Here is a 12,647-nt window from a genome sequence, read left to right on the forward strand (position 1 = left end):
TTCATGTGCTCCAGATTCTGGGTGATACGGCTTCGCGTCCAAGCATGGCGGGGCGCAATAGCCGCCATAAATCAATCAACCAACCCCTCGCCAGCAGCGCTTCACTGGCCAAACACCGCGCCACCAGCAAGCCAGGCAATTGGGTCAGATCACCGCGCACCGCGTGGGGCAGTGAGCGGCATTGTTCCAGCAATTGCGCATCGACTTCACCGGTCACCAGCAACGTGGCAAACACCGGCTGTCCATCCAGCCCGATAGGCGAATCCAGCAACCCATCGGCGCCCACAATGCGCTGGCGCTCGTGCCAGAGCAACTGGCCGTCGCGGCGAATGTCCAGGTGCGATTGAAAGTGGCCCAGGTCGAACCGTTCGCCACTGGCCGGGCGGCCCAGGGCGACCACATCCCAGTAGAACAACCGCGCATCGCCCGACAGCTCGATCCGCGTGGTGAGTTCGGCCTGGGCGGCGCTGAACACGATGGTTTCCTGAGGCAGCCATTCCAGGGTCGCGCCGGCTTCGACGGTCAGTTCCAGTTGTTGAAACGCCGGGCCGCTGGCGCGGTACCACTTGGCGGCGCCAGGGCTGGTCAGTTGGGCCCAGGCTCCGGTGCCCACATGGGCGCTGATGTCCAGGCGATCGCCACCAGCAATCCCGCCGGGCGGGTGCACGATGATGTGCTGGCACACCTCGGGGCCTTCGGCGTACAGGTGTTTTTGCACCCGCAACGGGCCAAGGTGGCGGCGCAGTACCGGGCGCGTGGTGTTGTCGACACGCGCGTAGCCGAGTTCCAGCGCGGCGTGCCAGCTGGGGGTGAACAGGGCAGGGGAAACGGGCAGGTTCATGAGCGTGTGCTTATCGTTAGGAGGCTACAGATTAGATGGTTACCAGCCCGCGCACACCGTCGCTTTCCATATTTTCACCACGGCCCTGCTGCACGATTTCGCCGCGGGACATCACCAGGTACTGGTCTGCCAGTTCAGCGGCAAAGTCATAGAATTGCTCCACCAACAGGATCGCCATGTCGCCGCGCGCCGCGAGCTTCTTGATCACCGCGCCGATTTCCTTGATCACCGACGGCTGGATGCCCTCGGTGGGCTCATCGAGAATCAACAGGCGCGGGCGGCTGGCCAGGGCGCGACCAATCGCCAACTGTTGTTGCTGACCACCGGACAAGTCACCGCCGCGCCGATGCTTCATTTGCAGCAACACCGGGAACAGTTCGTAGATGAAGGCCGGCACTTCCTTGGCTTCGGAGCCGGGAAAGCGCGACAGGCCCATCAGCAGGTTTTCTTCCACCGTCAGCCGCCCGAATATCTCCCGGCCCTGGGGCACGTAGGCGATGCCGGCATGCACACGCTGGTGCGGCTTGAAGCCGGTGATGGCCTTGCCTTCCCAGTTCACCGCGCCTTCCTTGGCGGGCAACAGGCCCATCAGGCACTTGAGCAGGGTGGTCTTGCCCACGCCGTTACGCCCGAGCAGGCAGGTGACTTCGCCGATCTTCACATCAAAAGACAGCCCGCGCAGGATGTGGCTACCGCCGTAGTATTGGTGCAGCTTGTCGACTTGCAGCATGTTTGATTCTCCAACTTGGCATTCCCACGCGGAGCGTGGGAACGATCAGCCGTTCGTGTCAGCGTTAGCGACCGAGGTAAACCTCGATCACCCGCTCGTTTTCCTGCACCTGCTCCAGCGACCCTTCGGCCAATACACTGCCCTGGTGCAACACGGTGACGTGATCAGCGATAGAGCCGACAAAGCCCATGTCGTGCTCCACCACCATCAACGAATGCTTGCCGGCCAGGCGCTTGAACAGTTCGGCGGTGAACTCGGTTTCGGCATCGGTCATGCCCGCTACCGGCTCGTCGAGCAGCAACAGTTGCGGGTCTTGCATCAGCAACATGCCGATTTCCAGGAACTGCTTCTGGCCGTGGGACAGCAAACCGGCGGGGCGATGCACGGAAGCGGTGAGGCGGATGGTGTCGAGCACTTCTGCGATGCGGTCTTTTTGCTCGCCACTCAGGCGCGCACGCAGGCTGGCCCACACCGACTTGTCGGTCTTCTGCGCCAGCTCCAGGTTTTCGAACACGCTGAGGGCTTCGAATACCGTGGGTTTCTGGAACTTGCGCCCGATGCCAGCCTGGGCGATCTGCACTTCGCTCATGCGGGTCAGGTCCAGGGTTTCGCCAAACCAGGCCTTGCCGTGGCTGGGCCGGGTCTTGCCGGTGATCACGTCCATCAGTGTGGTCTTGCCGGCGCCGTTGGGGCCGATGATGCAGCGCAATTCGCCGACGCCGATGTACAGGTTCAGGTCGTTGAGGGCCTTGAAACCGTCGAAGCTGACGCTGATATCTTCCAGGGTCAGAATGGTGCCGTGGCGGGTGTTGAGCCCTTTGCCCGCCACCTGGCCGATGCCAATCGCATCGCGGCCGCTGCCTGCGTCGAAAATAGGTTCAAGCATGACGTTCCTCATTTCTTCAGCAGGCCGATAACGCCCTTGGGCAGGTACAGGGTGACGATGATGAACAGCGCCCCTAGGAAGAACAGCCAGTACTCGGGGAACGCCACGGTGAACCAGCTCTTCATGCCGTTGACCACACCGGCGCCGAGCAACGGCCCGATCAACGTGCCACGCCCGCCCAACGCCACCCACACGGCGGCTTCGATGGAGTTGGTCGGTGACATTTCGCTGGGATTGATGATGCCCACCTGCGGCACATACAGCGCGCCGGCAAGGCCGCACAACACCGCGCTCAACACCCACACGAACAGCTTGAAACCGCGTGGGTCGTAACCGCAGAACATCAGGCGGTTCTCGGCATCGCGCAGGGCGGTGAGCACACGGCCGAACTTGCTCTTCGCCAGGCGCCAGCCGATGTAGAGGCTGGCCACCAGCAACAGCACCGTGGCGATAAACAACACCGCCCGCGTGCCCGGTTCAGTGATGCCAAAACCGAGGATGCTGCGAAAATTGGTAAAGCCGTTGTTGCCGCCGAACCCGGTCTCGTTGCGAAAGAACAACAGCATCCCGGCGAACGTGAGGGCCTGGGTCATGATCGAGAAATACACGCCCTTGATCCGCGAGCGGAAGGCGAAGAAACCGAACACCAACGCCAGCACACCGGGGGCCAGTACCACCAGGCACAACGCCCAGAGGAAATGGTCGGTGCCGGCCCAGTACCAGGGCAATTCGGTCCAGGACAAAAAGGTCATGAACGCCGGCAACTCATCGCCCGACGCCTGGCGCATCAAGTACATGCCCATGGCGTAGCCGCCCAGGGCGAAGAACAAACCGTGGCCCAGGGATAACATTCCGGCGTAACCCCACACCAGGTCGAGCGCCAGGGCGACGATGGCGTAGCAGAGAATCTTGCCCACCAGGGTCAAGGTGTAGGCCGACACATGCAGCGGGTTGTCGGCAGACAATAGCGAACACAGGGGCAACGCCAGCAGCAGGAGCAGGATGACCGCACCGACTGCAATCGTGACTTTGGGGCCGGCCTTTTGCGTGGCCGTAAGCATCAATGGCTGGTTCATCAGTCGATCACCCGTCCTTTCAGTGCGAAGAGTCCTTGCGGGCGTTTCTGGATAAACAGAATGATCAGCGCGAGGATCAGGATCTTGCCGAGCACGGCACCGATCTGGGGTTCGAGGATTTTGTTGGCGATCCCCAGGCCAAAGGCGGCCATGACACTGCCGGCCAACTGGCCGACACCGCCGAGCACCACCACCAGGAACGAGTCGATGATGTAGCTCTGGCCCAGGTCCGGGCCGACGTTGCCGATCTGGCTCAGCGCCACGCCGCCAAGGCCCGCGATGCCGGAACCGAGGCCGAAGGCGAGCATGTCCACACGCCCGGTGGGCACGCCGCAGCAGGCGGCCATGTTGCGGTTCTGGGTGACGGCGCGCACGTTCAGACCCAGGCGCGTCTTGTTCAGCAGCAGCCAGGTGAGCACCACCACGAACAGCGCAAAGGCAATGATGACGATGCGGTTGTACGGCAGCACCAGGTTGGGCAGCACCTGGATGCCGCCGGACAGCCAGGCCGGGTTCGACACTTCGACGTTCTGCGCGCCGAACACCAGGCGCACCAGCTGGATCAGCATCAGGCTGATGCCCCAGGTGGCGAGCAGGGTTTCCAGCGGGCGGCCGTACAGGTGACGGATGACTGTGCGTTCCAGCGCCATGCCGATGGCCGCAGTGACAAAGAACGCCACCGGCAACGCGATCAATGGGTAGAACTCGATGGCCTGGGGCACATAGCGCTGCATCATCAACTGCACCACATAGGTGGAGTAGGCGCCGAGCATCAGCATCTCGCCGTGCGCCATGTTGATCACGCCGAGCAGGCCGAAGGTGATCGCCAGGCCTAGGGCCGCCAGCAGCAGGATCGAGCCCAGGGACATACCGCTGAACGCCTGGCCGAGGATCTCACCCATCATCAGTTTGCGTTTGACCTGGGCCAGGCTGGTTTCAGCAGCGGTATGCACGGCGGCGTCGGCTTCCACGCCGGGTGCCAGCAGCGCTTCCAGGCGCGTGCGGGCCAGCGGGTCGCCGGTGCTGCCGAGCAAGCGCACGGCCGCCAGGCGCACCACCGGGTCGGGGTCGACCAATTGCAGGTTGGCCAGGGCCAGGCTGAGGGCGCTGTGCACCTGCTCATCCGTCTCGGCGGCGACCTGCTGGTCGAGGAATTTCAGTTGTGCAGGCACCGCGCTTTTTTGCAGGGTGCGCGCAGCCTCCAGGCGCACCTTGGGGTCGGCGGCGAGCAGTTGCTGGCTGGCTTGCACGTTATTGATCAAGCCGCGCAGGCGGTTGTTCAGGCGCACGGTCTTGGTTTCGCCATTGAGCGTGAGTTGGCCTTGCTCAAGGGCATCCACCAACTCGATACGCGTTGGGTCGGGTTGGGCGGCCCAGTCCTGTAGGAGTTTGGCTTGCTGCACCGGGTTGGCGGCAAGGAAGTCTTCGGCGTCGCTGGCGTGTGCGCCAAAGGGCAGCAACAGCAGCACGGCGAGGATGAGGCGGTGGAGGGCAGTGGGCATATAAAAATGTCCTGGTCATGCGGGGACAGTGTGGGAGCTGGTTGCCTGTAGGAGTTGGCTTGCCAGCTCCCACAGTGCCCATGTCCCACATTCGAGCTGTGGGGGCTTTAGTTGCTCTTCACGGCATAGTCCGGCTTCTTGTCATTGCCCGGGATGTAGGGGCTCCACGGCTGTGCACGAATCGGCGCTTCGGTCTGCCACACCACCGAGAACTGCCCGTCGGCCTGGATCTCACCGATCATCACCGGCTTGTGCAGGTGGTGGTTGGTCTTGTCCATGGTCAGGGTGAAGCCCGACGGCGCGGCGAAGGTCTGGCCGCCCAGGGCTTCACGCACTTTGTCGACGTCGGTGGACTTGGCTTTTTCCGCCGCCTGCGCCCACATATGGATGCCCACATAGGTGGCTTCCATCGGGTCGTTGGTCACGGCTTTGTCGGCGCCCGGCAGGTTGTGTTTCTTGGCATAGGCTTTCCAGTCGGCCACGAACTTCTGGTTCACCGGGTTCTCCACCGACTGGAAGTAGTTCCAGGCCGCGAGGTTGCCCACCAACGGCTTGGTGTCGATGCCACGCAGTTCTTCTTCACCCACCGAGAACGCCACCACCGGTACCTCGGTGGCTTTCAAGCCTTGGTTGGCCAGCTCTTTGTAGAACGGCACGTTGGAGTCGCCGTTGACGGTGGAGACCACAGCCGTCTTGCCACCGGCGGAGAACTTCTTGATGTTGGCAACGATGGTCTGGTAATCGGCGTGGCCGAACGGGGTGTAGACCTCTTCGATGTCTTTATCCGCCACGCCTTTGGAATGCAGGAACGAGCGCAGGATCTTGTTGGTGGTGCGCGGGTACACGTAGTCGGTGCCGAGCAGGAAGAAACGCTTGGCGCTGCCGCCTTCTTCGCTCATCAGGTATTCCACCGCCGGGATCGCCTGCTGGTTTGGCGCCGCACCGGTATAGAACACGTTGGGCGACATTTCTTCGCCTTCGTACTGCACTGGGTAGAACAGCAAGCCGTTGAGTTCTTCGAACACCGGCAACACCGATTTACGCGACACCGAGGTCCAGCAGCCGAACACCACGGCGACCTTGTCCTGGGTCAGCAGTTGCCGGCCTTTCTCGGCGAACAGCGGCCAGTTGGACGCCGGGTCTACCACCACCGGTTCGAGCATCTTGCCGTTCACCCCGCCTTTGGCGTTGATCTCGTCGATGGTCATCAGCGCCATGTCTTTGAGCGAGGTTTCGGAGATCGCCATGGTCCCGGACAACGAGTGCAGGATGCCGACCTTGATGGTCTCGGCGGCCTGGACGGTCCAGGTCAAACCCATGGCGGCAATGGATGCCGACAAAGTGAAAGCCTTGATCAAGCTGCGACGCTTCATGGTGCGATCTCCGTGTACCGATAATTGTTGTGGGGCAGATACACAGGGCTTTGCAAGGGCTGTGCCTGCTACGCCAGACACGGGTTTACCGGCGGGTTCAGGAGGTAAAGCCGCTGCGTGGCGCACCAGGTTGGCGCCACGCAGGCCGTTGAGTGCACGGCAGGCTTCAAAAGAGGGCGTTGCGCGACAATGCTTCAGGCGGTTGCGCTAATGCGTGACAGCAGCAAGCGATCCAGCGCCCATACCAGGACCAACGAAGCCCCTACCAACGGGAAAATGATCGCAAGCCCAAGCATGATCGCCATCGCGGTTTTCCATTTCGGCAAGTCATGACGCAGCGGCGGCACGCCCAGTCCGCCTTGTGGCCGGCGCTTCCACCAGATCACCATGCCGCTGACCGCGCTGAGCAGGATCATCAGGCAGATCACCAGCACGATCAGTTGGTTGACCCAGCCGAACATTTTGCCCTCGTGCAGCATCACGCCGGTCTCGGTGGCGCGTGCGACCAGGTTGTAATGATCCCAACGCACATCGGCCAGGACTTTGCCGGTGTACTGGTCCACGTGCAGGGTGGCGTCGTTGCGCGGGTCGTCGGCGAACACCGCGACGGTGAATACACCGGTGGCGGTGGTGGGGAAGGTGATGCTGTAGCCGGGCTCGACCTTGCGCGCATTGGCCAGGTCGACCACCTGTTGCAGGCGTACGGTGGGTGCAGCCGGGCCTGCGTGCATCGCGCCGTGATTCATATGCTCGGCGTGGTCGCCGGACATCGGCATAGGGGTGTTTTCCAGGGCCCAGGGCACGGTTTGCTGGGTGGCGGTGTTGAGCACACGGGCTTGCTGGTCGGACTGCGGCACGTTGTTCCACATCGCTGCCGGGAAGGTGTTCCACAGGTCGGCGTATTGCTTGCCCCAGAAGCCGGTCCAGGTCATGCCGCTGAGCAGCATCACCAGCAGGAACGCCGCGCCCCAGAACCCGGCGACAGCGTGCAGGTCGCGCCAGAACAAGCGGCCACGGTTGCCGAAGCGCGGCCACAACACCCCGGCCGAAGACTTGCCCCGCGGCCACCACAGGTACAGGCCGGACACTACCAGCATCACGCCCCAGCCGGCGGCGAGTTCGATCAGGCGATCACCGACGGTGCCGATCATCAGCTCGCCGTGCAGGGCGCGGACGATGGCTTGCAGGTTGTTGTTTGCGTCTTGCTCACCGAGGACGGTGCCGCGATAGGGGTCGATGAACACTGTCACTTCGTGGGCGTCGTTGCGCATCACAAACTGCGCGCTGCGGGTAGCGTCGGCAGGGGGCAGGTATTTACTGATCGCGGCGTGAGGGTAGGCGGCCTGGGCGCGCTGCAGTTGCTCGTCGGCGCTCAGCGCGTGTTCGGCGGCGGGCACGGTAAGCAGGTGGCCGTACATCAGCGGGTCGAGTTGGGGTTTGAACAGGTAGATGATGCCGGTGAGGGCCAGCAGCACCATGAAGGGGGCGACGAAGAGGCCGGCGTAAAAGTGCCAGCGCCAGGCCAGGTTGTAGAAGGAAATTTTTTGTGTGGTCATCAGGTGCTCCGCAAGGCTTGTTATGTGTTGGGTCGTGAGCGCTGAAAACTGTAGGAGCGGGCTTGCCCGCGAAAAACCTGAGCGCGCTGCGTTATCGTTGACGTTTTTCGCGAGCAAGCTCGCTCCTACAGGGCTCTGTTTAGAAGCTCATGTCCACCTTGGTCCAGAGCGTACGCCCCGGTTCCTTGATGGCCTGCGGGTCGTTGGCTGGGTAACCGAAGCCTGCGTTACCGGCTAGGTTCAAGTGCTCGGCATAAGCCTTGCCGAACAGGTTGTCGACTCCGGTACTGACCTTGAAGTGCTTGTTGATGCGGTATGCCGCGTTCAGCGAGAACACGCCAAAGCCGCCACTTTTGTCGTAGTCCTTGCCGACCACGTTGCCCTTGTTCGGGTCGATGCGGTGTTGCGCAGCAACTACCCGCCACAATGCACCAGCGCTCCAATCGTCTTCGCTGTAGGTCAGGCCCAGGCGCGTGTCCAGCGGTGGCATTTGTGGCAGGGCCTTGCCGTCGCTGCTGTTCTTGCCCCAGGCATAGGCCAGGCTGGCGTCGGCTTTCCAGTGTTGGCTCAGCTTGTACGCCGCGCCCAGTTCGCCGCCCATGATGCGTGCGTCCACATTGCGCGCCTGGGAGGTGGTGCCCATCATGCCGGGCCTGTAGTCGAACAGAATGAAGTCGCGTACCTGGCCGACGTAGCCCGAGGCCCAGGCTTCCAGGTCGGCGCTCTTGTATTGGGCACCGAAGTCGAGCTGGGTGGTTTTCTCCGGTTTCACGCCGTCGAAGGCATTCACCGAACCCGCCGCGCCGGTGTTGGGGGAAAACAGTTCCCAATAATCCGGGAAACGTTGCGCGTGGCCCAGGCCGGCATACAGCGTGGTGGGGCTGTCCGCCAGGTCGTGTTCATAGCGCACAAAGCCCGAGGGCAACGTATCGGCGCGGGTGTCGCCGGCAGTCGGGTTCGGGCGCGACATCATTCCCGAGCCGGTGCGTTGACGGAAGTCCTTGGCCGAGGCGCGGTCCAGGCGTGCGCCGGTGATCAGGCGATCATTGTCGGCGGCGTACCAGGTCAGTTCGCCGAACACACCGTAGTTGTGGAAATTGGCGTCCTTGTTACGCGGCGCATCCTTATAGGTGTCGATGCCCATGCCGCTGCGCGCACGGTGTTCATTGGTCTGTGCATCCAGGCCGCTGATCAATTGCACATCGGCCCAGCGCCAGGTCGCCTTGATACGTGCGCCGAGGGTGCGGCGGTCGACGTTGGACGCCATGGGCCCCGCCATCCTGCCGGTGCCCGAAGGGACGCGCAGGCTGTAGTTGTCCATCACATGGTCGGCGTAGTTGTAGTAGACCTGGGCCTCGACCTTATCCAGCACCTCGCCGATATTGGACTTCTCGAAACGCAGCCCCAGGCTTTCGCGCAGGAACTGCGAGCCATCCATGCCGCGCCCGGCGTAGCGCGCCTCGCCGTCGCCACGCCCGGCGGTGAGTTCCAGCAGGGTGTCGGCGTCGGGCGTGAAACCCACGGCCACGTCACCGTTCCACTTGTCATAGCGCGAGGCGACGGTGTCGTTGTTGCCGTCCTTGTAATCGTCGGCGTGGGCCTGGTTGCCGATCACCCGCACGTAGCCCAATGGGCCGCCGGCAGCGGCATCGATGACCTTGTCGAAGCGCCCGTTGGAGCCGGCCAATACGCTGGCGTTGACCCGCGTGCCCAGCTCGCCGAACTGCTCCGGCTCACGCTCGAACAGGATGGTGCCCGCTGACGCGCCAGGGCCCCAGAGCACGGTTTGCGGGCCTTTGATCACGGTGAGCTTGTCGTAGGTTTCCGGCGAAATATACGAAGTTGGCGCATCCATGCGGCCCGGGCAGGCGCCGAGCATCATGCCGCCGTTGGTGAGGATATTCAGGCGCGAGCCGAACATGCCGCGCAGCACCGGGCCGCCATTGGTGCCGCCGTTGCGCACCAGGGCGAAGCCGGGGATGGTCTTGAGGTAGTCGCCGCCATCGCTGGCGGGCACCGGTTGGCGTGGGTCTTTGGGGTTGGTGACCACGGTCAGCGGCGAGCTGGGGGCAATCGCGGTGATGACCGTGGGGCTCAGCTCATGCTCGTCGGCGTGAGCGTGGGCAGCCAATAGTGCGCCGCATAACGCGGTGAGCAGGGCAGTACTTCCCAAACGGGTGTCAGCAGAAAACCTGGACATGAAAAATTCCATCAATCAATCGTAAACAACACGGCCAGCAGCCTGCGGCTGTCTGTCTAAAGTCGGCCGGGGTGAAGTAACGCGGTGAAGGGCTTACGAAACGATGGGCGGCGCACGGCTACGGGCGCCGGGGAAGATGCTCTGCCGGGCATGGCCCAGGCGCGTGGCGGGGGTGAGGGCGTTGGCGGGCGGCGGGGTGCCGAGGGCCACGAACGACACACTGCCGGGCAGGGCCGGGCAGCTGAATAGCAGGTCGCAATAGCCGCACTTGGCCCAGAGTGCGTGGTGTTCGGCGGGGGCTTTGGTGTGATGGGATTCGCCGTGGTCGCTCGGCATCTCCATGGGCATTTCCATGGACATACCGGCGTGATGATCCATCGGCATCGCCTGGGAAATCAGCGGACCGATAAAGATCATCAGCATGGCGAACAGGCTGATCCAACTGCCGCGCTTCACGCGGTAGTGGGGAGACAACCTGGCGCGAGGGGCGCCCATCGAGGTTGGCTTACTGAGCGTGCATATGCTCGTGGCCGGCCATCGGTGGTGCTTTGTGCACTGACACTTGCACCTCGACCTTGCCGGCTTTCTCGAAGGTTAAGGTCAGCGGGAATTGCTTGCCATCGGCCAGCAGGCTGCGGTCTTTGATGCCCTGCAGCATGACGTGATAGGCCATTGGCGCGAAGGTCAGCTCACCCTTGGCCGGTACGGCGACGCTGGGCACTTGTTGCATCTTCATCAAGTCGCCCTGCATTACATGTTCATGCAGCTCGGCTTTTTCGGCGACGCTGGTTTCAACGCTGAGCAGGCGATCCGGGGTAGCCCCGGTGTTATGAATCACAAAATAGGCCGCGACGGTGGGCGCATTCGGCGGCAATTCCTGGGACCAGGGATTGCTGACCTCCAAGTCGCCGGCCTTGTAGTCCTCGGCATTGGCAGCACTGAACACCGGCAGCAGCAACGCAGCCAGAAGCAGGGAAGATTTGAGCATGGCAGTTCTCCAGAACGGTTCTAAACGCAGTTCACTTGCGAAGAAGCTCAGACCGTTGGAGAGGCGCGGGGGTTAAGGCTTGGCCATTGCTGGCGCGGGGTGGGATTGCGCAATAAGCGCGGCGGCAGGCTTTGCACCGCCTCGAAGCGTGTCACATACAACTGCGGCACATGCCCCGGCAACGCCACCAACGGCGCCGAACCCGAGCAACACCAGCAATGCTGCATAGCCGAGTGATCATCCGGCGGCGCCGGGATTTCCAGCTTGCCCAGGGCAATCGCCTTGAGGCTGGCTCCATTGGACGAACAGAACCCGCCCCACATCAGACGCTTGACCGGGTCCTCCGTCTGCTGCATCGCACTGGCCAACGGCATGGCAAACGCATTGAACAGCACTGCAAGGCAGGCGATCCAGGCAATTGCAAAGCGTTGACGGGCCATGGCGGATAATCCGTAGGGTTAAACGATCAGGCGGGTATTTAGCCTGATCGGGGGGGATAAGTAAAAAGGGCGGGTGTGGTTTGGTGTCGCAGTGGTGGGTTTGAGGATAGACGAGAACGGCCGCTTGCCAATTTTGCAAAAGGGACGCAGCGCACCAAGCGACGCTGAACACTGTGGGCTGGCTTGCCTGCGATAGCCATTGGTATCTACACAACTTTGCAGCCCGTAGCAGCCTGCGGTAACCACGATGCGAAGCGAGCCGCTCTTGATCTTGCTCTTGATCTGCTTTTGATCTTAGGCGCCCCGTTAAACCACGCTGGCCGAACGCAGGCTTGAATTCGTGGGTAACCCGGCAGGACGCCGGGTTAGCCGCCCCGCGCCATGGATGGCGCGTGGCGGCGGCCCACGGATTCAAGTCTGCGTTCGGGCACACCGAGCCTAAGCGAGGTGCCGAGTGGTGGGGCAAGAGCGTTTTGCTTACTTTTGCGCTTCTCAAAAGTGAGCCGCCGTCAGGGCGGAACCCTAAGTGGCCGTTACCGCAGTAATGGATATGTACACTGTCCAACTGTGTTGACTGTCAGGCCGTCTTCGCAGGCAAGCCAGCTCCCACAGTTTGGACTGTGCTCGACTATTGCTTGCCGTTGAGCCTGCTGGTTGCACGAGCAATGTCGCCGAGCGCCTTTTTGATCAATGAATCGTCACCTAGGGCTTCTTCGGAGCAGGTTTCTAGAAAGTCATCCATCTCTTCTTGGGAGCAGAGATGTCGGCAACATCAAAACGCATGAACGTTGTCTTTTTTTCAGCAAGGTACAGGGCTTTCCCCAGCCAATGGTTTAATCGTACTGCGACCTCGGGCTCATCCGGTTTCAGCGCGTCGGCTTCAAGGCGTAGTGCATGTGCAAACTCTGGATTCGCGATTATGTGTTTGATTATCGTGCCTTCGGCCGGTCGAGTTAAGGGATGCTTATCGGGCCTGTCATTCATGTGCTGAACCTCATGTTTACGTCGATTGACGAAATATTGAGGATCATCGCCATTGGCTGCACGTCTCAGTA

General features: G+C 62.1%; 12 protein-coding genes. All 12 read right to left on the bottom strand.

Going from position 1 to position 12,647, the window contains the following annotated elements; all coding sequences use genetic code 11:
- Position 1 precedes the first annotated feature (1 nt).
- The 12 genes from PSH76_RS02975 to PSH76_RS03030 all read right to left on the bottom strand — a co-directional run bounded on the left by PSH76_RS02975 (position 2) and on the right by PSH76_RS03030 (position 12,576).
- Positions 2-841, bottom strand: a complete 840-nt coding sequence (locus PSH76_RS02975; RefSeq protein WP_305493571.1) for an urease accessory protein UreD — start codon at positions 839-841, stop codon at positions 2-4.
- A gap of 31 nt (positions 842-872) precedes the next feature.
- Entirely contained in the window at positions 873-1,571 is a 699-nt protein-coding gene (gene urtE / locus PSH76_RS02980) for an urea ABC transporter ATP-binding subunit UrtE (protein WP_032893783.1), read from the bottom strand.
- Positions 1,572-1,635: 64 nt separating this feature from the next.
- Positions 1,636-2,469: an urea ABC transporter ATP-binding protein UrtD gene (gene urtD, locus PSH76_RS02985; RefSeq protein WP_169918267.1), complete on the bottom strand. Its 834-nt coding sequence runs from the start codon at positions 2,467-2,469 to the stop codon at positions 1,636-1,638.
- Positions 2,466-3,533, bottom strand: a complete 1,068-nt coding sequence (urtC, locus tag PSH76_RS02990; RefSeq protein ID WP_014716711.1) for an urea ABC transporter permease subunit UrtC — start codon at positions 3,531-3,533, stop codon at positions 2,466-2,468. The genes urtD and urtC overlap by 4 nt, the downstream gene beginning before the upstream one ends.
- Complete coding sequence (gene urtB / locus PSH76_RS02995) at positions 3,533-5,035, bottom strand: urea ABC transporter permease subunit UrtB (protein ID WP_032893781.1); 1,503 nt, start codon at positions 5,033-5,035, stop codon at positions 3,533-3,535. The genes urtC and urtB overlap by 1 nt, the downstream gene beginning before the upstream one ends.
- Before the next feature lie 107 nt (positions 5,036-5,142).
- Complete coding sequence (gene urtA / locus PSH76_RS03000; RefSeq protein WP_003188149.1) at positions 5,143-6,408, bottom strand: urea ABC transporter substrate-binding protein; 1,266 nt, start codon at positions 6,406-6,408, stop codon at positions 5,143-5,145.
- A gap of 194 nt (positions 6,409-6,602) precedes the next feature.
- Complete coding sequence (locus tag PSH76_RS03005; protein ID WP_278918711.1) at positions 6,603-7,964, bottom strand: PepSY domain-containing protein; 1,362 nt, start codon at positions 7,962-7,964, stop codon at positions 6,603-6,605.
- A gap of 139 nt (positions 7,965-8,103) precedes the next feature.
- Complete coding sequence (locus tag PSH76_RS03010; RefSeq protein ID WP_305493572.1) at positions 8,104-10,164, bottom strand: TonB-dependent copper receptor; 2,061 nt, start codon at positions 10,162-10,164, stop codon at positions 8,104-8,106.
- Between the two features lie 93 nt (positions 10,165-10,257).
- Positions 10,258-10,659: a DUF2946 domain-containing protein gene (locus PSH76_RS03015; RefSeq protein ID WP_098949702.1), complete on the bottom strand. Its 402-nt coding sequence runs from the start codon at positions 10,657-10,659 to the stop codon at positions 10,258-10,260.
- 10 nt (positions 10,660-10,669) lie between these two features.
- Entirely contained in the window at positions 10,670-11,152 is a 483-nt protein-coding gene (locus tag PSH76_RS03020; RefSeq protein WP_032893776.1) for a copper chaperone PCu(A)C, read from the bottom strand.
- A gap of 47 nt (positions 11,153-11,199) precedes the next feature.
- Positions 11,200-11,592: a DUF2946 domain-containing protein gene (locus PSH76_RS03025; protein ID WP_305493573.1), complete on the bottom strand. Its 393-nt coding sequence runs from the start codon at positions 11,590-11,592 to the stop codon at positions 11,200-11,202.
- A gap of 726 nt (positions 11,593-12,318) precedes the next feature.
- Positions 12,319-12,576 (bottom strand): hypothetical protein, encoded by a 258-nt coding sequence (locus tag PSH76_RS03030; protein ID WP_305493574.1) that lies wholly within the window; start codon positions 12,574-12,576, stop codon positions 12,319-12,321.
- Between the last annotated feature and the right edge of the window lie 71 nt (positions 12,577-12,647).

Source organism: Pseudomonas sp. FP215 (genome assembly GCF_030687795.1).
GTDB classification, from domain to species: Bacteria; Pseudomonadota; Gammaproteobacteria; order Pseudomonadales; family Pseudomonadaceae; genus Aquipseudomonas; species Aquipseudomonas salmasensis.